The following is a 21,742-nucleotide window of genomic DNA, read 5'->3' on the forward strand; positions in this document are numbered from 1 at the left end:
GCGTTAATTTTTAACGCGCGGAGTCAACTGTGTGGTATCGCCCAGTTGGAAATTCACATCGCCACTCAAGGTCCAGGGCGCGGCATTGCGATTGGCAATATCATTAATTGGATAAAGCGTTAAATACCAGGAGTATTCAGGCTTCTCCAATAATTCGCCACGGTAGTAACCGGGTGAAATATTTTTAAGTTTTATCATTTGGTCTTTTGCGGCTTTGACAGGATGCCCCATCATCAACAATAACTCGGAAGGCATTAATGTTTCATCGACCGGGGCATTCGCGATTTTCAAAATCACGTCGCCGGTGGTTAGGTCAAAACGTAAATCACCACTTAACCCCAACTCACTTGCACGCTTATCCTGATCCAGTGCCTGGTTAATCATGCGTCCTTCTTTGTAGTAATTGTCGATGATCACATCATCTGCACCTTTGAGCGCGATGGTCACCGTAACAGAGCACATGATGACAATATAAATTAATGGGCTGAATACAAACCAGAACCAGAACTGGCGATACCAGGGTTTTACACTTTCATCATTTGGATCGACCATAGTTGCTTCTCTCATTTGCACAACATTTTCCTCAATCATGGGCCAATAAAGGTAGTGGTATTGGTTGCAGTGATTTCAGGATTTTCACGCGCACGAACCCTGAAATGAATTTCAGTTTTGGTCGTTGTCAATTCAGAAGATTTTACTGAAACGCGCACCGGCACCGTCAACACCTCGCCCTCTTCCGCCGGAATAACTTTGTAGCCCTGGATTGTAAAAGGATAATCGCCTTCCACTTCCAGATCGTAAGTGTGGGTGCCGCGATCCATATTGCTGATTTTCAATGTGTACACATTCTGGATGTTATCTTCCACTTCACGATACATACGCACACCGCGATCACGTTGCGCTTCAAGGCCAACCGGCACGCGCGTCGCAATCGAATAGACAAACAGCGAGATCATAATACCGAGCATCAAGCCATAACCAATCAAACGCGGACGAAACACCTGGGTATGGCCAGTGCGGATTGCGTCTTCAGTAGTGAAACTGATCAGACCGCGCGGGTACCCCATTTTATCCATGACGGTATTGCAGGCATCGACGCATAATCCGCAATCGATACATTCTGCTTGCAAGCCATCGCGGATATCAATATCCACCGGGCATACCTGGACGCACCAGGAACAATCGATGCAATCGCCCATGCCTTTGGCTTGGTAATCCTCGCCAGGTTTACGTGGACCGCGCTTTTCACCACGCAGGTTGTTATAGGAAACAGTCAGCGTGTCCTTGTCATACATCACTGCCTGGAAGCGCGCATAAGGGCAAATGTACTTACAAAATTGCTCACGCATAAAACCGGCGTTCATGTAGGTTGCACCTACAAAGAGAAACACCCAGAACAACGGCACGAGATCCAGGCTGAACGTAAAAAAACCACCAACCAATTCACGCACTGGCATGAAATAGCCAACGAAGGTCATTGACGTGACCAGGCTAATGGCAATCCAGATAAATTGCTTGGCCGATTTACGCCAGATTTTTTCAAAATTCCAGGGCTGTGCATCCAGCTTGATACGCTTGTTGCGGTCTCCTTCACACACATGCTCCGCCCAAATAAACATTTGGGTCCATACGGTTTGCGGACAAGTAAAACCGCACCAGACTCGCCCAACCAGGACCGTGACGGTAAATAATAAAAATGCTGCGATGACCAATAACCATGCGAGATACATGGCATCTTGCGGCCAGAAGGTTAACCAGAGGACATGGAACTTGCGCGCGGGCAAATCGAATAATACCGCCGGGCGATCATCAATAACCAACCACGGCAATAACAGGAAACCAAGCATTAACGGCAAGCCGGTATAGCGACGCAAGCGCTGATAAAAACCGGTGATGCGACGAGTGTAGATTTTGTCGTCAGCTTCGTAGAGGTTTACATAACGAATACCAGTATCTTGAGATGCCGGTTTTTGTTCTGATGGAGGTTGTTGGGTCACAGCGTTACCTCGTTGCTCCAGCTCTTTTGACTATCCAACCTTTTTTGGTTTAAAAATAGTCAAAAAAGCTAATTGGACGCGAAAAAAAAGGCAGGCTTTTAGCCTGCCTTCCTTGCACGAAAAATCAATTAGATTCCAATGACAGGCTATACACGTAAGCAGCCAGTAAATGGATGCGATCTTCCTTCAACAGTTCCTGTTGTGCGGGCATCACACCGTTACGGCCATCGCGCACGGTTTGACGAATAGTGGCAGCCTTGCCACCGTACAACCAGATTTTATCGGTCAGGTTAGGGGCACCAACCAACTGATTACCTTTACCGTCAGCTCCGTGACAAGCAACACAGTTGGCAGCAAATACTTTGGCGCCCGCTTCTGCTTTAGCAGCATCGTGCTCATTGCCAGAAATTTGCAGTACATATTCGGTAACGTTTACGACACCTTCTTCACCGATGACTTGCAACCAGGCCGGCATAGCCGCTTTACGACCGTGGGTAATGGTTTCCAGAATTTTTTCGGTAGTACCACCATAGAGCCAATCTTTGTCGGTTAAGTTCGGGAAGCCGGGGTTACCACCACCGTCTGCACCATGGCAAACCGCACAGTTATTAGCAAACAAACGGAAACCCATTTTCAGCGCATCCGGGTTTTTAGCCACTTCTTCAATTGGCATTTTGGAATAGACACCGTAGGTTTCGGCGTATACTTTTTCCGCTTTTGCCTGATCGCCACGCAATTCACCCACAGAGGTCCACGCCGGAGCGTCTTTGAACTTCAAACCTTCGTAGGCGCCATAGCCTGGATAAATAATCAGGTAGCCAATAGAAAATATAAACGTCAACAAGAACATGTAGAACCACCAGCGCGGCAGAGGGTTATCGTACTCCTCAATACCGTCGTATTCGTGACCAGTGGTTTTTGCTTCCGTGCTTTCTTCGCCATGCACCGCTCTTCTGCGGTTGGCCATAAGAATCCAGAACAACAGCACCAGATTGGTGGTAGTCAGGATAATGATCCAAAAACTCCAAAAAGTACTCATAGTTAAATCCGCCCTAATCGATGATTACTTGCGACCATCGTCATCTGTCTGATTGTTTTTCGCCTGGGTTGCGGTCGGTTTCTGCTCTTCATCATCGGCAAATGGCAACTTTGCATCTTCTTCAAAGCGCTTTTTCAGTTTGGGCGAGAATGCCCAGAAGCACACTCCGAAGAAGGCAATAGTTACCAATACCGTTGAAATTGCACCGACTGTACCTGCGTCCATTAGCGTTTCTCTTTCAGTAATACGCCGAGGTTTTGCAGATAGGCTACCAATGCATCCATTTCAGTCGTGCCTTTTACTGCACGCTCTGCACCAGCCATATCTTCTTCAGTGTAAGGAACACCCACTTTGGATAACGCACGCATTTTAGCTGCAGTGTGTTTGCCATCGAGTTTGTTGTCATACAACCAGGGATAGGCAGGCATGATGGACTCAGGTACAACAATACGCGGGTTGAACAAGTGCACTTTGTGCCAATCATCCGAATAGCGACCACCTACACGGGCCAAGTCCGGGCCGGTACGTTTGGAGCCCCACAGGAACGGGTGCTCATAAACAGATTCACCGGCAACCGAGTAATGGCCATAACGCTCAACTTCTGCACGTAACGGGCGCACCATTTGGGTGTGGCATACGTGGCAGCCTTCACGGATATACACATCGCGACCTTCCAGTTGCAATGCGGTCAGAGGCTTCAAGCCTTCTATTGGTGTTGTGGTTTGCTTGAGGAAAAACTGCGGAACAATCTCTACCAAACCCCCGAAGCTAATGGCGATAACCATAAACACAGTCATCAGGCCGATATTTTTTTCTACTATTTCATGACCTTTCACGGCTTTCCCCTTACACAGCTGGCGCCTGGACAGGCTGGTTAGTAGCAGCAGCTTCGTTGGCTGCCTTAACGGTGCGATAAGTGTTGTACGCCATGATCAGCATACCGCTCAAGAAGAAGGCTCCGCCGATAAAGCGCATCAGGTAACCGCCCTTGCTGAACACTACAGTTTCAATGAAGCTGTAAGTCAAAGAACCGTCCGGGTTGAATGCACGCCACATCAAACCCTGGCCAATACCGTTGATCCACATCGCCACTACGTACAGTACGGTACCAACCGTCGCCAACCAGAAGTGGGCGTTGATTAACTTGACACTGAACATTTCTTCGCGGTTAAACAGTTTCGGGATCATGTGATAAACAGCACCGATAGAAATCATCGCAACCCAGCCCAAAGCACCGGAGTGAACGTGGCCTACAGTCCAGTCAGTGTTGTGGGATAAGGCGTTTACGTTTTTGATTGCCATCATCGGGCCCTCGAAAGTAGACATACCGTAGAACGACAGGGCTACCACAAGGAAACGCAGGGTTGGGTCAGTACGCAGTTTGTGCCATGCGCCAGACAGGGTCATGATGCCGTTGATCATACCGCCCCAACTGGGAGCCAACAGGATCAGCGACATCACCATACCTAGTGATTGGGTCCAATCAGGCAATGCAGAGTAATGCAGGTGGTGTGAGCCAGCCCAGATGTACAGGGAAATCAACGCCCAGAAGTGAACGATAGACAATTGATAAGAGTAAACAGGACGGCCCGCTTGCTTGGGTACGAAGTAGTACATCATGCCCAGGAAGCCCGCAGTCAGGAAGAAACCTACTGCGTTATGACCATACCACCACTGCACCATCGCATCGGCAGCACCGGCATAAGCAGAATAGGATTTGGTCAGGGTAACAGGGATAGCGGCGCTGTTAACGATATGGAGTACAGCAACAGTTACGATAAAACCACCGTAGAACCAGTTGGCAACATAGATGTGCGAGGTTCTGCGCTTGACGATAGTGCCAAAAAACACAATCGCGTAGGAGATCCACACCACTGCCAGCAGAATATCAATTGGCCACTCAAGCTCAGCGTATTCTTTTGCAGAAGTCATACCCTGAGGCAGTGTAATTGCTGCAAGAACAATAACCGCTTGCCAGCCCCAGAAGGTAAAGGGAACCAGCCATCCACCAAATAATGTCGTCTGGCAAGTACGTTGGACTACATAATAAGAAGTAGCAAAGAGCGCACAACCACCAAACGCAAAGATTACCGCGTTAGTGTGCAATGGGCGCAAACGGCCAAACCCGGTATACGGTTGCAGCAGGTCGTTCAGACCAGGCCACACCAATTCCGCCGCAATAAATACGCCCACTCCCATACCGAATATGCCCCACACAATGGTCATAATCGAGAATTTGCGCACTATATCGAAGTCGTATGCTGGTGGATCCCCAGCAACTGTTGCATGACTACCCATAGGACTTTCCTATAACTTAAGAGAAATAAAAACTTTTTGTCTCTGACAGCACCAAACTTGTCTCTCAGAACTAACGGCAATCATCAAGCCTATACCCCTACTTTCGGTGCGGCATTTTGCCCTAAGCGTGGCATTTTGTCTCACTTAACCGGTATGAGGATTGATATTTATCAAATTATTTATGCACGTGTAACCGGTTTGTAGAATAGTCCATTATTGGATATTTTCTGTACAAACCGGTATTTCGGCATTTGTTGTTTTTACTTAAGGGCATGCCTGTCCTATTTAAGGGTGCGTCCTTTATTGGCAGCAATACGCATACGCAAGGCATTCAGCTTGATGAAACCTTCCGCATCCTTCTGGTTGTATGCGCCTGCATCATCTTCAAAAGTCGCGATTTTTTCGTCGAACAGGCTGTCTGCTGAACGACGGCCAACAACTTGTACCGAACCTTTATAAAGCTTCACGCGGACATCACCATTAACATGAACCTGTGACTGGTCGATCATTGCCTGCATCATCAGACGCTCGGGACTCCACCAGTAACCGTTGTAAATCATGTCTGCATATTTGGGGATCAGGCTATCTTTCAAGTGGGCAACTTCGCGATCCAGGGTAATAGATTCTATCGCGCGGTGTGCACGCATCATGATGGTGCCGCCAGGAGTTTCGTAGCAGCCACGTGACTTCATACCTACGTAGCGGTTTTCTACGATATCCAGACGGCCAACACCGTTCTCGCCACCCACTTTGTTTAAGTAAGCCAGCACGGTAGCGGGTGACATTGGCTTGCCATCGATAGCAACGATGTCGCCTTTCTCGTAGGTCAATTCAAGGTAAGTGGCTTTATCCGGAGCGGCTTCAGGGGCAACAGTCCAGCGCCACATATCTTCTTCTGCTTCAGCCCATGGATTTTCCAGAACCTTGCCTTCGTAAGAAATGTGCAACAGGTTGGCATCCATTGAGTAAGGGGATTTTTTCTTCTTGGTGTAATCAACCGGAATATTGTGCTTCTCGCAGTATTCCATCAGGGTTTCGCGGGAAGTCAGGTCCCACTCGCGCCATGGAGCGATTACTTTGATACCGGGTTTCAATGCATAAGCACCCAGCTCGAATCGCACCTGGTCATTACCTTTACCCGTTGCACCGTGGGAAATTGCGTCTGCACCGACTTCGTTGGCGATTTCAATCAAACGCTTGGCGATCAGTGGACGGGCAATTGACGTACCCAACAGGTATTCGCCTTCATAAATGGTGTTCGCGCGGAACATCGGGAATACGAAATCGCGGACGAATTCCTCGCGCAGGTCATCAATATAAATTTGCTTCACGCCCAATGCCTGGGCTTTGGCGCGCGCTGGTTCTACCTCTTCGCCCTGACCTATGTCAGCGGTAAAGGTGATCACTTCACAGTTGTAGTTTTCTTGCAGCCATTTGACGATCACAGAGGTATCCAGGCCGCCGGAATAGGCCAGAACCACTTTCTTGATAGAAGACATAGGGGGGCTCCCACTAAAATTCGTTAACGATCCACTTGGGGCAGGTGCTTATTCGGGCGCGGAATTGTACTCGCCCGCCAGTGAAATTCCCACACTTCTTGCAGTTAAATGCACGCTTTTATTGCAGCTAAATCCACTATCCCGACGCAAACGCAAATAGCTATCAACCTGCATCCATAAAAAAGCAGCCATGGAGGCTGCTTTTTTTAACGGCGCAAATGAAACGCTATTTAGAGACGGAAACTGGATACCTTGTCATTCAGCCCGAGTGCCAGATCCTGCAGGCTTTTCGCGCGCGTTTCACCCTGGTTGGCATCCGTCGCCGCTTCATTGGCGACACGCTGGATCGCGGTAATATTGCGCAATACTTCCTTCACCACATGGCTTTGCTCTTCCGCAGCCGTCGCAATCTGCACAGCCATGCCGCTGATCGCTCCCACTGATGTATTAATTTTAGCCAGCGATTGTGATGCATTATCCGCATTCTGCACACTGCCGCCCGCCAGATGACTTCCCTCTTCCATAATCGACACTGCGTGTTGCGCCGTCGATTGCAAAGCAGCAATCATCGCCTGGATTTCTTCTGTACTGGCGTGTGTACGCTGGGAAAGTACCCGCACTTCATCCGCTACCACTGCAAATCCCCTGCCTTGCTCACCAGCCCGCGCGGCCTCAATGGCAGCGTTGAGTGCGAGCAAGTTAGTTTGTTCGGCGATGCCTTTGATGGTAGACAGAATCCCGCTGATATTCTGCGCATTGGCATTCAGGGTAGAGATGACTGATCCGGCTTGATCCACTTTTTCTGCCAGTATCACGATGGAATCGCGGGTTTTATCCACCTGGTGTTTACCCTCTTCAGCGCTGCTCACTGATTCGCGCACCGAATCTGCGGTATGTTCTGCATGATGGGCAATTTCCCGGGTGGCATTGGTCATTTCGTTCATCGCTTGCGCAACCATACCGATTTGTTGTTGCTGCACTTCCAGTTCGCGTACCGATTTCACCGCCGAATCTGCCATAGCGCGGGCGTTATCCTGCAGGTCGTTGGCTTGTGTCCGGATATGGCGAACCAGATCGTTCATATGGTCGACAAACGAATTAAAATTCTCCGCCAGTAATCCCACTTCATCATTGGACGTTACCGATAATCGTCGGGATAAATCCCCGCCACCGGATGCAATTTGCGAGAGCGATTCAGACACATTGTGTAACGGTTGCAACAACACGCCGTTAAGCCAATTGAGCGCGAGAATTGTAGCAACCAATAACACCAGAATTGCCGCAAGTTGACCGAGCAACGTGGATTGCACAGGCCCCACCAATAAATCGCGCTCGGATAACATCACCAGGGTTAAATCCGTTTTGGGAATTGCGGATGCAAAAACCTGTATGGATTTTCCATCAATCTGGATTAAATGCAGATCATCTTGCGTACGTATTACTTGCTCAAGTTTGGCGGGAGTGAGATCGGCCGAAATATCGGTTAGCGATTTACTCAATAGGTTTTTATCCGCATGCGCAAATACTTTTCCTCCGCGTGCAATAAACATATAACCGTTACCGGGCAAATCGATATCGCGCAGTTGCTGGACAATATCATCGATCACCACATCCACACCCAAAATAGCTTTGATGTTGCCATCGCCATCCAACACAGCGCGCCCCAGTGACACAACATTTTTACCGGTCGCCGAGGCGACTGATGGATTATCAATATAGGTTTCACGCGGATTTTTATTCGCAGCGATATACCAGCCCCACACACGCGGATCGTCATTCCCCGCTGCCATTACCAGGTTATTGGCGTTATAGAGTTTGCCATCGGCAAATGCGAGGAAACTGTTATCGACATCCGCTGAAATTTTTACCTGGGTTAAATGCGCGTTGTAATTTTCGTCGGTTGCACTGGCAGGAAAACCTTCCAGCGCTTTGCCTTTGAGTGCAAACCAATCGCTCACATATTTGCTAAATGTGGCGGAAATACCGGCAATCTGGCGATTAATATTGACTTCCATCGCCGTCATGGCCGAGGAGTAAGAAAGATACGAAACAGCGCAGCCGACTAATAAAAGCGAAACCGCAACCGACGCACTGATTTTTTTGCGTAGTGACCAACGAGCTGCCATTGACTGGACTCCAGAGTAGTGGTTGACCTGTACCGGCGAGTTATCGTTATGGTGCTCTGTGTTTTTGTCCCGCCGGGTTGATGGACCATCCATGGAATATTGTTGTTATTGACTTATCTATTTATTTTGTTATTGCAATGCTGCTATTGCACTTGTAACCCATCGGCATAAGCCTGAAGTTTCTTGAGCAATAATTGTTGTTGTTCACTAAGGTTAGCATCGCCCGCAAGGTGCGCCAGTCGCGCATAAAACTCTGCAAGGGTGAGGCTGGATTGGGCCTCTTTATTAGTAAGGCGCCATTGGCAAAATGCTTTCCAACGCGCTTGCTCGTCAGGATTAAGGCTGGAGGGGAAATTACGCGCGCGATAGCGGAACAGGATTTCTCCCAATCGGGCATCGCGAAATTCAAACGAGCCATTGGCCAGGGTTTCAGCATCTGCTTGCCGCACAAGGTTTATTAAACGCTTATCCTGATCATCAAAAAAACCACTGTAAAGCATCTGCTCGGGATCGGTTTTTTCGGCAAAATTATTGTCGCCATACAACTGGAACAAAGTTTGTTGCAATTGTTGTTGCTCAATCAAGGTCAAATTGCGCAGCCGATTCCAATGTTGTTCACACAGCGATTTATCGATCTGCAACCGTTGTGCAGTTGCATCATCCAGCATGTTTGCCGGCAACAGCATCGGCGTTTTATTGAAATGAATTTCCTTTAACGACAAACGTTCGACACCTTCGGGTAAATCTTCCGTGCGCGTATATAAACTTACTCGCAATTCTTCAACAGGCAACGATAACAACGCTGTTGGATCAGTCGCTAAATTAAATGCAATCACCGAATTTTTATTGGTGGGATGCATCGCGAGCGGCAACACCAGCGCGGCATTGCCATTTTCGGATGGAAAACGCGATGAAATATGCAGCAGCGGTTTGTGGCTATCGATATCAATCATGCTTGCAACAAAGCGTTTATCGCGCAATTTATAGGCGTAATCATACAGTTTGGGCTGGCGGGTTTTGATCAGTTTGGCCACAGCGATAGTAGCGTAAACATCCGAGAGCGCATCGTGCGCCGCTTCGTGAATCAAGTTATTGGCGTTAGTCAGCATTTCCAATTTGAAACAGGGGCGACCATCCTCGTAATTGGGCCATTCAATGCCGTCAGGGCGCAGCGCGCGCGTCATGCGCACCATATCAATAATGTCCCAGCGCGAATTGCCATTGCGCCACTCGCGCTCATAGGGATCATAAAAATTCCGGTAGAGCGTATAGCGGGTTACTTCATCGTCAAACCGAATGGAATTAAACCCGACGCCACAGGTGCCGGGGCGGGATAATTCCGCGTGGATACGTGCAATAAACTGGTATTCCGGCAGCCCTTTTTCTTCGGCAACCTCAGGCAGTAAACCGGTGATTAAACAGGCTTCCGGCTTGGGCAATATATCAGGCGCGGGTTTGCAATAAATCATTAATGGCTCGCCGATAATATTCAGGTCTTCGTCCGTGCGCACTCCGGCAAATTGTGACGGACGGTCTATCGCCGGCACTTCGCCCCAGGTTTCGTAATCGTGCCAATACAATGTGCTTTGCTGCTCGCCCTTGATCATTCGTTATATCCACCACTAGAAAATAATTCGCTATTACTGCTGGAACAAAAGCTGCAATGTAACACCCATGGGCCGCTTTCCCCTATACTGCCGACCCAAATCCAGCTAAACCTGAAGCCAACACAACAAGCGACCCCAACAACATTCGTTACAAGAGAGATTGGAGCCTGCCATGAGCGATTTAGAGAGCCTGTTTGCCGCCAACGTTAAATGGGCTGAAGATATTAAACGGGAAGACCCCGAATTTTTTTCCACCCTGGCCAAACAACAAGCCCCGGAATATTTATGGATCGGCTGCTCCGACAGCCGTGTACCCGCCAACCAGATTCTCAACCTGGCACCGGGCGAGATTTTTGTGCACCGCAATGTGGCAAACGTAGTAATCCATACCGATCTGAATTGTATGACGGTATTAAATTACGCCGTAGAATTTTTGAAAGTAAAACACGTGATGATCACCGGTCACTACGGTTGCGGTGGTGTAAGGGCAGCACTGGAAAATCGCAAACTGGGTTTAATTGATTATTGGCTACGGAATATTCGCGATGTGTATTACAACAATAAAGAGGTTGTCGATCAGTTGACGGATATGGATGAGCGAGTTAACCGTCTGTGCGAACTCAATGTAATCCAGCAAGTAGACAATATTTCACGCAGCAACATCGTGCAAAATGCCTGGTCACGCGGACAGGAATTAACCATCCACGGCTGGATCTACGATATTCATGACGGCATCCTGCACAAACTGACACCGCCAATCGACTCTATTGAACAAATCCCCGAGCAATATCGCCTGTATTAATTATTTTATTAATCCCTTTGGCTAACGCTTCAAATCTGCCGCAAACCGGGCATTAAAAAGTTGCCCGGTTTTTGCGGCCATGATTGTGTCATTTTCGTGCAATCCTTTTATCTTGTGCGTCCACCAACTCACTTTGACTTTCCCCCACTCTGTTAACAGCGCCGGGTGATGTCCGTATTCCTCCGCTAGCGCACCTACCGCCTGGGTAAACGCCATTGCCTGCACAAAGTTTTTGAATTGAAAAGTTTGTGCTAATTGATTGACACCAGCCACTACTTCTATCGTCCAGCCAGGCAATTCATTCAGGGCGAGCTCCAACTCTTGTTGGCTCAATAGCGGCGAATCGCTCCGACATGCGCTACAGTTTTTTTCACTTAACATAATTTCTTTACTCCTTCAGGAGTTGTAATGAGATCCATCAGGCAAGATCAAGCTGGCACAGTGTCAGGCGACATAAGCCAACGCACGCGTTGGCTCAAACTCGCCAGCCTTGCCTTGCCGATAGTGTTATTCATTTTTATGGTGAGCGCCCTCGAGTTGGCGATCAAGGGCAACCATAACCAGTTGCGCAACCAGCAATTGCAACAATTAGGTAAAGATATTGCCGACCTCAGCCGTTTGCTGGAGCAGGAACTTAACGCGTCCATTTATTTAGTCAACGGTTTGCAAGCTTATGTGGAATCCAAATCCGGCAATCTGCGTGCGGAAGAAATTGCCCCCTGGCTTACCAATTTGCAAGCGCGCGGCCGCCATATTCGCAATATCGGTATAGCACCGGACAATCGTATCGCCTATATGTTCCCGCTTACAGGCAATGAGAAGGCCGTGGGGCTTTATTATCCAGACAATCCCAAGCAATGGCCGGACATTGAAAAAGTAATTCAAACACGCAGGGCCAACCTGGTTGGCCCGCTCGCCCTGGAGCAAGGGGGTAACGGGCTTATTTATCGCTCGCCAGTATTTTTAGAGAATGATCACTACTGGGGAATTATCAGTGTTGTTATCAATGCCGATACTTTATTCAAACGATTATTTACCTACGCGGATGAGCATAGCTTAGTGCTCAATATTAGCGATCCGGATTCCGGCAAAATTGTGTTAGCCAGCAATGCCGTTATGGGCGCGATACAAACGCGGCAAATTATGGAAGTACCGGGACATCGCTGGGAGATTACCGGTGCAGTAGCACCCCTCCCCATGAATTCAACGTTAATCAGTTTACGAATTGGTGGCTGGCTGGTCGCTTTGCTCACCACCATTTTACTCGCTCGCTTTTTGCGCTCCATCAAAGCACACGCTCAAACCCTGCTCGCCCTGCGCGAACACCAGGAGCGGTTTGCGCGCATGTTTACCACATCGCCACAAGGCCTCGCACTGCTTGATGATGAGGGTCACTGGATTGAAATAAATACCAGCTTCTGTTTGATGCTGGGTTACACCGCAGCGGATATCCACCAGGCCCGCTTAATTGATCTATTTACTCCGGAAGCCCGGGTGCAGCTGCTTAATCACATGCAGGATATTCGCAATGATTACGTATCGCACACCGATCACAGCCGGCAATTTGAGGCACGTTTAATCCGTTCCGACGGGCAATGGTTAACGAGCTTTATCACCCTTGGTATTTGTTATCGCAGCAATGAAGAAACACACTGGTTGTTACAAATGCTCGATATCAGTGAACGCACGCGGCTGGATCAATTAAAAAATGAATTCGTTTCTATCGTCAGCCATGAATTGCGCACGCCTCTCACCGCGATTATGGGGTCGCTGAAATTAATGGCTAGTGGAAAACTGGAACACCATGGCGGCACCGAAAAAATTCTACAAATTGCCGTGCAAAACAGCGAAAAGCTGGCGCGACTTATCAATGATTTGCTGGATATGGATAAATTGATTGCCGGCAAAATGGAATTCGATTCCACCATACAACCTTTATTGCCTTTGATCGAAAAAGCGCTGGAAAGTAATCAATATTACGCGCAGCAATATCAAGTCAGTTATCGTTTACAAGTACCCTCCACATCGCCGTTGGTAAATGTTGATGCATTGCGCTTGCAGCAGGTGCTCACCAACCTGTTATCCAACGCCGCAAAATTCTCACCCCCCCACAGTGAAATCCTGATCTCGTTATTGCTCGAAGCGGATCGGGTACAAGTGACAATACAAGATCAGGGAACAGGAATCGCCAAAGATCAACAGCACAAATTATTTAAAAAATTTTCCCAAATCGATTCCTCATCTACCCGCCAAAAAGGCGGAACAGGTTTGGGCCTTGCAATTAGCAAGGAATTAATTGAACGAATGGGCGGCAGTATCGGCGTCAATTCGAGCCCCGGCCAGGGCAGTTGCTTTTATTTCAGCTTGCCGCGCGTTGTTGTGGAGGAAGGGGAATTCCCTGCGCCGAATATCCGGAAAGGCTAAAAGCTGATCTATACTCAAAGCAGTTTTATTTCCGTTTTGTTTCTCTTTGTTTCTTCGCAGGGCACAATTGTTGCCCATGTCATCCACCCCTCATAGTGTCGGGATATACATGACAGAGTCGCCACAGAATAATGACGTGCCGATGGAGCCTGCCGATGAGTGGACGCTCACACAACAGCAAGTCCATTCGCTTTACCATAGCTTGCCAGTCTCTTTGCTCTCATCCATTGTGATCGCCTTGATTCTCAGTTTGTCCCACTGGAAAGTCATTGGGCAAGCAGAAATAATTCTATGGAATTTATTATTAGGCAGCACCCTGCTCGCGCGCTTGACCCTATGGATTTTCTGGCAAAACACCTGGCAACTTTATTCAGCCCGTTTCTGGTTGTGGTGTTTTCGTGTTGGTGTCTGGCTGACCGGAGCAGCCTGGGGTACTACAGCGCTACTGTTATTTGCCGATAACAATGCGATTTACCAGGCTCTACTCGCTTTTTCACTCGCCGGTGTCGCCGCCGGTTCAATGACATCCCTCACTGCCGATAAATATTCATCATTGGGATTTGTCATTCTGGCAATAACACCACTCAGCCTGTTTATTTTTTTGGACGAAGGTCCCACAGCGATTGCCATGTCGAGCATGACATTCCTGTTTATATTTTTTGTGATTGCCAGCAGCACCCGCACACGGCGCAATATGGAAGAGCAAATCCAGAAAAACCAGCATTTGCTCAAACTCACCACAGAACTCAACCATAAACAGCAGCTGGAAAAAATTATTAACAATGCCCAGTCAATTTTTATTAGCGATAACGACATTAAATCCGCACTACAAAATCTGTTATGGGAAACCTTGCCTGCCACCAATAGCGAGCAGGGATTCATCGGCCAGGTTATGCACGCCCCCAATGGCACCCCCTACATGCGCGCACTGATTTTTGGCAGCACGCAAAAAGATAATCGCGATCTGGAAAATTTTCGGATAACCCACCTGCCGGAAAATGGTGAATATCGCAACCTGGATAATTTATTTGGCATGATCATGCAATCGGAGCGGCCTGTTATCAGTATTAACCTGGCGCGCGATATGCGTGCCGGGACCTTACCGGAAGGCCATCCTAAAATTCACAATTTTATTGGTATTCCTATCTTTAGCGGGCGCGAACAAATTGCGATTCTCGGCCTGGCCAATTCACCTGGTGGTTATCACCTCGACGATGCCACCAAACTGGAACCCATCCTGAAAACCATTGCGCAATTTGTGCAAACAATGAACCATGAACAACGCCATGCCCGTGATCGCGCCGCCCTGGAGGCCACCACGCAACAAACCCAAACTATTTTAAATGATATTGCTGATGGCATCATTACCATCGATAAGCGCGGTATTATCCAATCCTTCAATCACGCTGCCGAAACTATTTTTGGTTACCGTGCCCGACAAATTATTGGCAAAAGTATCAGCGCGCTTATGCCTGATCCCTATAAATCCATGCACGACGAATATATTCGCAACCATCTCCTCACCGGCAAAAAAAATATTTTGGGAATAGGCCGCGAAGTGATCGGGTTGCGTCGCAATGGCAATCAATTCCCCATGGACCTCATGGTGTCGCGAGTATTTCAAAACGGTGAGCCAGTGTTTATTGGCATTATCCGTGATATCACTGAAAAAAAGCGTGCCGATAACTTACGTAACCAATTTATTACCAGTGCCAGCAAAGAAATTCTTGGCCCCCTGAATCTGATTAGCGAAGCTATTTTGCGCCTGAAAAACAAAGAGCAAAATAATTTATCGACGCCCATAAAAAATGTGGTGGATATTGCCCATACCAATAGTTTGCGCTTGCAGCAACTGATGCACGATTTGATCGAAATTCAAAATATATCCAAAGGCGATATCAACTTCCGTTTGGAAACCACACCGATTCTGCCACTCCTGGAAGAAGTGGTACGGAGGAACAAAACCTTTGGAGATATTTACCAAAATAGAGCGACTATTACTGCCAGCACAGATGACCTGACTATTCATATCGATATCACCCGTTTTTACCAGGCAATGACGCAGCTGCTGCAATACGCATTTAAAAACTCACCGCCTGACACAGAATTGGTTATTCGCCTTAATGAAGAGCGCAGCCGGGTTAATATCGGCATCCATTTTAATAATCGCGGGCTAACGGATGAGCAACGTAAAAACCTGTGCGAGCACTTTGGCAATGCAACGGAAAATGAGAAACAGGATTACATTGAACCAGGCGATGTGGGAATTGCAATTGCAAAAGAAATCATCGAAAAAATGCATGGAAAAATCCATGTCGAGAACAAAGAAGAATTTTGCTACTTTCAAATAGATTTTCCGCGCGCGATCAACCAGTTCCTAAGCTGAAAACCGGTTACAAACGATTGCCACTGCCCAATGCTTTTATTTTCTCCAGCAGCACTTGCCCCATTTTATCCAACGCAACAATCTGATCGACACCACCCAATGCCACCGCTTCTTTAGGCATGCCGTACACCACACAACTGGCCTCATCTTGTGCCAGCGTATAACCGCCCCGATTGCGAATAGCCAGCATTCCCCTGGCGCCATCTTTTCCCATCCCGGTGAGCAATACGCCCACCACATTCTTACCACCGATCTGCGCTACCGATTCCATCATGATATCCACGGCAGGCCGGTGGCGATGTACAGGTTCAGCATCGGAAAGTTTTACACGATAATCCGCACCGGAACGCACTACCACCAAATGATGGCCACCCGGAGCCAAAAAAGCATGCCCCGGCAAAATACGCTCACCGCCTTTGGCTTCCACTACGTGCAAGCGTGTGGTTTTATTTAAACGTTCAGCGAACGTACGCGTAAATCCTGGCGGCATATGTTGGGTCATTACTATACCGGGAACTGCCGCAGGCAACTGCACCAATAAATCCTTAATGGCTTCAGTGCCACCGGTAGATGCACCAATCGCAATAATTTTCTCGGTACTTTGCAAACTTGCGGACGCCGGTAATTTTTGTTCACTGCCCAATTCCGGACGATTTTTTTTTACCAGTGGCTTTACCTTGACACCCGCTGCGGCGCGAATTTTTTCAACTATTAACTCTGCATATTCACGAATGCCACTGGTTACCCCGAGTTTGGGTTTGGGAATAAAATCCAGCGCCCCCAATTCCAACGCACGCAAGGTTGCATCGGCCCCCTCTTCAGTCAGGGTAGAAATCATTACTACGGGAGTCGGGCGGGCGCCCATTAATTTTTCCAAAAACGCCAGGCCATCCATACGCGGCATTTCTATATCCAGCGTAATGACATCGGGTGTAAATTGATTCACCATATCGCGGGCCACATACGCATCGGGCGCTGCACCGACTAATGTCATATCCGGTGCATCATGGATAATTTCTGCCAACAAACTACGCACCAACGCAGAATCATCGACAACCAATACTTTAATCGCCATATTCAAATCCCTGGAAATTTCAGATGCAAAAAGTTAATCAAACAACTCCACGTCACCACTTTTGGGAGTGAACTTGACCCGCATACGGTATTCGCTTTCGCGATCTGTAATTGTACTGTTGTGCAGGATTTTGATTTTCTTTACCAATACTTGCCCGGTGTCGGGAAAGAAATAAACTTTACGCGGGAACTCACCAAGCAAATCCTTTGCTGTAACGGGAATTTGCTCAATCTGCAAATAATCCAGCACAAATTCCGCGTTACGCTGCCCAACATTGTTCATTATCATTCCGCGCAGGACATTGCCACCACCGAATACTTTAGCCTCCATCCGCGAACGGTTCGCGCCCATTTTTAATAAATGGTTGATCAGCAGTTCCATTGCATGAACACCATAACGCGCGGATTCGCCAGGTAAATCTGAATTATTGGGATTATCACTGGGTAGTAAAAAATGATTCATGCCCCCCGTACCGGTGTGCTTATCTCGCAAGCAAACTGCGACACATGAACCGAGCACAGTGACAATTAATTTGTCGCCAGCGGTAACATAATATTCACCTGGCAAAATCTTTACCGCTTGCCGCCCGAAATGACGATCAAAATAGATATTAGGGGCGAGATAAACATTATTATCGTAATTCATTGGCTATCTCTGTAGCTCTGGAGCTTGTCCGTCGATAAGTTGTTTTTCCTACGAGAGATACCAAGTGGTTTGCATGGGAGAAACTTTCAGAATGACCCGCGATATACAACCCATTCGGGGCGAGTAATTGAACCATACGCTCCAATATTTTAATTTGGGTCGGCTTATCAAAATAAATCATCACATTTCGACAAAAAATAAGATCAAATTTTCCATCCAGTGGCCAATCTTTATCCAACAAATTAATCTGACGAAAATCAATTAGCGAGCGCAGTTCCTGGATGACTTTAGCCCTACCTGAATTAGCGCCTTTTCCGCGCAGAAAGAACTGTTTCTTTTGTTCGATGCTCAGCGATTCGAGCCGTTCCATCGTGTACACACCCGCAGCAGCAGTATGCAAAACCTGGCTATCAATATCGGAAGCAATAATCTCAACCGGAGGTGTGTAACTAGCGTAAGCATGTATAGCTGTCATAGCAATTGAATAAGGCTCCTCCCCCGTGCTGGAAGCCGCACACCAAATCCGGCATAATTTATTCTTTCCGGACTTTTGAAGGAAATCCGAAAGTATTTGAAAATGGTGCTCTTCCCGAAAAAATGCCGTGAGATTAGTTGTTAATGCATTTATAAATTCTTGCAATTCATCTGGCGTGTGTTCGAGGTAATCCAGATAGGCCCTGAAAGAATGCAAATTCAGAAAACGTAGCCGTCGTGCCAGACGGCTATAAACCAATTGCTTTTTGCTATCTGCCAAATGAATACCAGCTTTGCGATGAATTACTGCTTTCACCCGATTGAAATCAGCGTCTGCATACTCAAATTCGCGCCCCGAATGCGTACTCACGCTTATCATTCCCGCTGAAATTAATTTCATAAAGATGACAGCAAAGTGCCACCGTTACTCATAAAAATATCTTAAAACTGCTCCCACTCATCTTCTGCGGAAGACGCAGGTGGAATGAGTTTTTTATTCGCAACTGAAGCTTTAGCGGCATCTGTTTTTGCCGCTGGCTTAATTGGCGATTTTGTTATCGCCCTGGGGGGGCTGGTACGAATTGAAGGCACAGGGAGATCATGGTTATCTCCAAGGCGGAACCTCGACACACTACGATTCAATTGATCTGCTTGTGACTGCAAACTTTCAGCGGCGGCGGCGGCCTGTTCAACCAGCGCCGCATTTTGTTGGGTCATTTCATCCATTTGCGATACAGCAGTGGATACTTCTTCAATACCGGATGATTGCTCTACAGAAGCGGCCGCAATTTCAGACATGATATCGTTCACGCGTTTAATAGCCGTAACGATATCTTTCATGGTATCGCCTGATTTGCTAACCAAAACATTTCCATTTTCAATTTTCTTAACAGAGTCAGAAATCAAACCTTTGATATCTTTTGCTGCATTCGCCGAGCGTTGCGCCAGCGTTCTTACCTCAGAGGCGACGACCGCAAACCCACGCCCCTGGTCCCCGGCTCGAGCGGCCTCTACAGCCGCATTCAGTGCCAGAATATTGGTCTGGAAAGCGATGCCATCAATGACGCCAATAATATCTGCAATTTTTTGTGAGGAGTCATTGATCGAACTCATCGTCGTAACCACATCTTCAATCAAGGTACCGCCATCTATTGCTACAGTACAAGCTTGCTCGGCCAATACATTGGCCTGTTTTGCATTGTCTGCATTTAATTTAACAGTGGATGTTAACTCCTCCATGCTGGAAGCGGTCTCTTCCAAATTTGCCGCTTGCTGTTCGGTCCGGCTCGATAAATCAGCGTTCCCCTGGGCAATTTCACTGGAAGCGGTGTAAATTGTTTCTGCTGCTCCGCGTATTTCTCCAATGATCTCGCTAAGGCTATTCGTCGTGCTATTGCAATAGTCTTTCAATTCACCAAACGTGCCAGAGTAATCTGTGGTAATTTTTTCGGTGAGATCTCCTTTCGCAATAGCCCCCAAGACACGATTGACTTCACCCAAACCGATTTCTGCTGTTTGCATTAGGGAATTCAAACCTTCCGCTAACGTTAAAAAGAATCCGGCTTTTCCGTCCAGTGGAATTCGCGCTGTAAAATTCCCCGCAGCGGCGGCTTGCACAACATCACTTACTTCGGATTCTACAGCTATTTCCTGTGTGCGGTCCTGCCACTCCACAACAGACCCCAACCGAGTACCATCGGTGAAAAAAATGGGATTAGCTACCAGTCGGAAATGCCGTTTACCGACCACAATATTTGATGCATAGGATGTACTAAGGTTTTCTAATAACTTCATTTGGTGAGCCGGATTTTTATGAAAAATATCCATGTTGCTACCTAATATTTTATCAACCGCGAAATGCGGTAATACCGCACGAATATCTGCCTCAGCAACCCGCAGCATATTCATAACTGCCGGATTCATATAAACGATGTTACGATTAACATCGGCCACCATAACATTAGAAGATGTGGCATCCAGCGCTTGTTTTACTCGAGAATTCGCCTCAGCCGCGATGAAACCTTCCTTAATGGATTCTTTCATTGTTTGCATTGAGGACAGCAGTACTCCCAATTCATCCGAACCGGGAATGTCAATTTCGCCACTGACGTCTGCAACCGATAATTTTTTAGCAACTACCACAGCATCAGCCAAGGGACGAGTAATCAGCCGCGATATAAAGTAGCCAATGCTAGCGCCCAATATAACTCCAAAAATTATCACCCCGATCATCATAGAGCGGCTGAACTGATAAAGGGCCGATATATCTTCGGAGGCTTTCTGTGCATTTTTTACTTTTGCTGTGCCTAGCTCTCCCAAATAGGTATTTACATCCTTTAATTGTTCGCGCGCATCCACCGCGACCTTGTCGAATTCAGGGCTTAACGCGGCGGCATTTTCATTGGGAATAAGGCGATAAATTACTTGCATGGAAGATTTCCATTTACTCTTCGCTTCTTCCAGATTATCAAAAGTGTCTTTACCACTTTGTGTATAAAAAAGCGGTTTTGCTTTATCCAGATTTTCTTCAAATTTTTTCATCCAGGTTTTGGAATCCTCAATCTTCTGGAGTCGTTCAGTCGCATCTTTTGCTAAAAGGGCAGAACGCCAATCCCGGGCCACTTCCAATAAATTGAGATTGGCATCTTTGATATATGAAACACCCAACACTTCCTTTTCAAACATTAGTTCAGTTGCCGCGCTTATCTTTGACATGTTGGAGATGCCAAAAATACCCACAACAGCACTGACCAGAGCTACAACAACAAAACTGGTAATTAGTTTTGTTTTTACTTTTATGTTATTAAGTATCATGTTTAATGCTCCACATAACCCTGCAAAAAAATTTAAAAATCCTTCACAATTTCAATTGAGTCATTTACTTCTCATCAAAGGCAAACAGCCCCATTTCCTCGCTTGAAATTAGTTCGTTAATATCTACCAAAATAATCATTTGCTCATTAATCGTGGCTAAGCCCAAGAGATAACGACTATCGAACGCAACACCGAAATCTGGCGGAGGCCGCAGTTGATCCCGGCTCAAACTGACGACATCGCTTACTCCATCAACAACGATACCTACAATGCGATTATGGATATGGAGTACTATGACGATAGTAAATTCATCATAGGAAGCGGCACCCACATTGAACTTAATACGCAAGTCGATAATCGGCACTATATCTCCACGCAAATTAATCACGCCTTTTATAAAAGGCGGGGCGTTAGCAATTTTCGTCACAGATTCATAGCCGCGAATTTCCTTAACCATTAAAATGTCAATGGCGTAATGTTCATCACCTAACGTAAATGTCAGGTATTCCTTGGAAATATCGGTTGTTGATGATGCGTCCATAAACCCCTCATTACT

General features: G+C 47.2%; 18 protein-coding genes. 3 read left to right on the forward strand and 15 right to left on the reverse strand.

Annotated features, from left to right (window positions below):
• Positions 1-3: 3 nt before the first annotated feature.
• From A596_RS15695 to sbcB, 9 genes are all read right to left on the reverse strand, one after another.
• Positions 4-567, reverse strand: coding sequence for a FixH family protein (locus tag A596_RS15695; protein ID WP_235425758.1), 564 nt, complete (start codon positions 565-567; stop codon positions 4-6).
• 20 nt (positions 568-587) lie between these two features.
• Positions 588-1,997, reverse strand: coding sequence for a cytochrome c oxidase accessory protein CcoG (gene ccoG, locus A596_RS15700; RefSeq protein WP_039916464.1), 1,410 nt, complete (start codon positions 1,995-1,997; stop codon positions 588-590).
• A 124-nt stretch (positions 1,998-2,121) separates the two neighbouring features.
• Positions 2,122-3,036, reverse strand: coding sequence for a cytochrome-c oxidase, cbb3-type subunit III (ccoP, locus tag A596_RS15705; protein WP_200882939.1), 915 nt, complete (start codon positions 3,034-3,036; stop codon positions 2,122-2,124).
• A gap of 24 nt (positions 3,037-3,060) precedes the next feature.
• Positions 3,061-3,261 (reverse strand): CcoQ/FixQ family Cbb3-type cytochrome c oxidase assembly chaperone, encoded by a 201-nt coding sequence (locus A596_RS15710; RefSeq protein WP_039916465.1) that lies wholly within the window; start codon positions 3,259-3,261, stop codon positions 3,061-3,063.
• Entirely contained in the window at positions 3,261-3,872 is a 612-nt protein-coding gene (gene ccoO, locus A596_RS15715; protein WP_039916467.1) for a cytochrome-c oxidase, cbb3-type subunit II, read from the reverse strand. Before ccoO ends, A596_RS15710 begins: the two co-directional genes overlap by 1 nt.
• Before the next feature lie 10 nt (positions 3,873-3,882).
• Complete coding sequence (ccoN, locus tag A596_RS15720) at positions 3,883-5,334, reverse strand: cytochrome-c oxidase, cbb3-type subunit I (RefSeq protein WP_039916468.1); 1,452 nt, start codon at positions 5,332-5,334, stop codon at positions 3,883-3,885.
• A gap of 281 nt (positions 5,335-5,615) precedes the next feature.
• A complete protein-coding gene (locus A596_RS15725; RefSeq protein ID WP_039916469.1) occupies positions 5,616-6,833 on the reverse strand; it encodes an argininosuccinate synthase in 1,218 nt (405 codons plus the stop codon).
• 230 nt (positions 6,834-7,063) lie between these two features.
• Positions 7,064-8,959 (reverse strand): methyl-accepting chemotaxis protein, encoded by a 1,896-nt coding sequence (locus A596_RS15730; RefSeq protein WP_039916470.1) that lies wholly within the window; start codon positions 8,957-8,959, stop codon positions 7,064-7,066.
• Positions 8,960-9,102: 143 nt separating this feature from the next.
• On the reverse strand, positions 9,103-10,566 hold the full coding sequence (gene sbcB, locus A596_RS15735; protein WP_039916471.1) for an exodeoxyribonuclease I: 1,464 nt from the start codon (positions 10,564-10,566) through the stop codon (positions 9,103-9,105).
• Positions 10,567-10,738: 172 nt separating this feature from the next.
• Here sbcB and can point away from each other — a divergent pair, with 172 nt between their 5' ends.
• Positions 10,739-11,368, forward strand: coding sequence for a carbonate dehydratase (gene can / locus A596_RS15740; protein ID WP_039916472.1), 630 nt, complete (start codon positions 10,739-10,741; stop codon positions 11,366-11,368).
• Positions 11,369-11,389: 21 nt separating this feature from the next.
• Here can and A596_RS15745 read toward each other — a convergent pair whose 3' ends face one another.
• Positions 11,390-11,749 carry a 4a-hydroxytetrahydrobiopterin dehydratase gene (locus tag A596_RS15745; RefSeq protein WP_039916473.1) on the reverse strand — a complete coding sequence of 120 codons (360 nt, stop codon included), beginning with the start codon at positions 11,747-11,749 and terminating at the stop codon, positions 11,390-11,392.
• Between the two features lie 27 nt (positions 11,750-11,776).
• Between A596_RS15745 and A596_RS15750 the strand changes: the two genes are divergently transcribed.
• Positions 11,777-13,792 carry an ATP-binding protein gene (locus A596_RS15750; protein ID WP_039916474.1) on the forward strand — a complete coding sequence of 672 codons (2,016 nt, stop codon included), beginning with the start codon at positions 11,777-11,779 and terminating at the stop codon, positions 13,790-13,792.
• A 109-nt stretch (positions 13,793-13,901) separates the two neighbouring features.
• Positions 13,902-16,178 carry a PAS domain S-box protein gene (locus A596_RS15755; RefSeq protein ID WP_039916476.1) on the forward strand — a complete coding sequence of 759 codons (2,277 nt, stop codon included), beginning with the start codon at positions 13,902-13,904 and terminating at the stop codon, positions 16,176-16,178.
• Between the two features lie 7 nt (positions 16,179-16,185).
• Here the strand turns inward: A596_RS15755 and A596_RS15760 are convergent, their stop codons facing one another.
• From A596_RS15760 to A596_RS15780, 5 genes are all read right to left on the reverse strand, one after another.
• Positions 16,186-17,253 carry a protein-glutamate methylesterase/protein-glutamine glutaminase gene (locus A596_RS15760; protein ID WP_039916477.1) on the reverse strand — a complete coding sequence of 356 codons (1,068 nt, stop codon included), beginning with the start codon at positions 17,251-17,253 and terminating at the stop codon, positions 16,186-16,188.
• A gap of 33 nt (positions 17,254-17,286) precedes the next feature.
• Positions 17,287-17,898 (reverse strand): chemoreceptor glutamine deamidase CheD, encoded by a 612-nt coding sequence (cheD, locus tag A596_RS15765; RefSeq protein ID WP_039916479.1) that lies wholly within the window; start codon positions 17,896-17,898, stop codon positions 17,287-17,289.
• Positions 17,885-18,742: a CheR family methyltransferase gene (locus A596_RS15770; RefSeq protein ID WP_235425752.1), complete on the reverse strand. Its 858-nt coding sequence runs from the start codon at positions 18,740-18,742 to the stop codon at positions 17,885-17,887. Before A596_RS15770 ends, cheD begins: the two co-directional genes overlap by 14 nt.
• Positions 18,743-18,813: 71 nt before the next feature.
• On the reverse strand, positions 18,814-21,186 hold the full coding sequence (locus A596_RS15775) for a methyl-accepting chemotaxis protein (protein ID WP_084128450.1): 2,373 nt from the start codon (positions 21,184-21,186) through the stop codon (positions 18,814-18,816).
• A gap of 64 nt (positions 21,187-21,250) precedes the next feature.
• Complete coding sequence (locus tag A596_RS15780; protein ID WP_039916482.1) at positions 21,251-21,727, reverse strand: chemotaxis protein CheW; 477 nt, start codon at positions 21,725-21,727, stop codon at positions 21,251-21,253.
• Positions 21,728-21,742 lie beyond the last annotated feature (15 nt).

It is taken from the genome of Cellvibrio mixtus subsp. mixtus J3-8 (genome assembly GCF_000766945.1).
GTDB lineage: Bacteria > Pseudomonadota > Gammaproteobacteria > Pseudomonadales > Cellvibrionaceae > Cellvibrio > Cellvibrio mixtus_A.

Excerpts from the sequence above, each read along its gene's own strand:
- A596_RS15695 (WP_235425758.1), bottom strand. The coding sequence starts at position 567 with ATGAGAGAAGCAACTATGGTCGATCCAAATGATGAAAGTGTAAAACCC.
- ccoP (WP_200882939.1), bottom strand. The coding sequence starts at position 3,036 with ATGAGTACTTTTTGGAGTTTTTGGATCATTATCCTGACTACCACCAAT.
- A596_RS15710 (WP_039916465.1), bottom strand. The coding sequence starts at position 3,261 with ATGGACGCAGGTACAGTCGGTGCAATTTCAACGGTATTGGTAACTATT.
- ccoN (WP_039916468.1), bottom strand. The coding sequence starts at position 5,334 with ATGGGTAGTCATGCAACAGTTGCTGGGGATCCACCAGCATACGACTTC.
- A596_RS15725 (WP_039916469.1), bottom strand. The coding sequence starts at position 6,833 with ATGTCTTCTATCAAGAAAGTGGTTCTGGCCTATTCCGGCGGCCTGGAT.
- A596_RS15730 (WP_039916470.1), bottom strand. The coding sequence starts at position 8,959 with ATGGCAGCTCGTTGGTCACTACGCAAAAAAATCAGTGCGTCGGTTGCG.
- sbcB (WP_039916471.1), bottom strand. The coding sequence starts at position 10,566 with ATGATCAAGGGCGAGCAGCAAAGCACATTGTATTGGCACGATTACGAA.
- can (WP_039916472.1), top strand. The coding sequence starts at position 10,739 with ATGAGCGATTTAGAGAGCCTGTTTGCCGCCAACGTTAAATGGGCTGAA.
- A596_RS15745 (WP_039916473.1), bottom strand. The coding sequence starts at position 11,749 with ATGTTAAGTGAAAAAAACTGTAGCGCATGTCGGAGCGATTCGCCGCTA.
- A596_RS15750 (WP_039916474.1), top strand. The coding sequence starts at position 11,777 with ATGAGATCCATCAGGCAAGATCAAGCTGGCACAGTGTCAGGCGACATA.
- A596_RS15755 (WP_039916476.1), top strand. The coding sequence starts at position 13,902 with ATGACAGAGTCGCCACAGAATAATGACGTGCCGATGGAGCCTGCCGAT.
- A596_RS15760 (WP_039916477.1), bottom strand. The coding sequence starts at position 17,253 with ATGGCGATTAAAGTATTGGTTGTCGATGATTCTGCGTTGGTGCGTAGT.
- cheD (WP_039916479.1), bottom strand. The coding sequence starts at position 17,898 with ATGAATTACGATAATAATGTTTATCTCGCCCCTAATATCTATTTTGAT.
- A596_RS15775 (WP_084128450.1), bottom strand. The coding sequence starts at position 21,186 with ATGATACTTAATAACATAAAAGTAAAAACAAAACTAATTACCAGTTTT.
- A596_RS15780 (WP_039916482.1), bottom strand. The coding sequence starts at position 21,727 with ATGGACGCATCATCAACAACCGATATTTCCAAGGAATACCTGACATTT.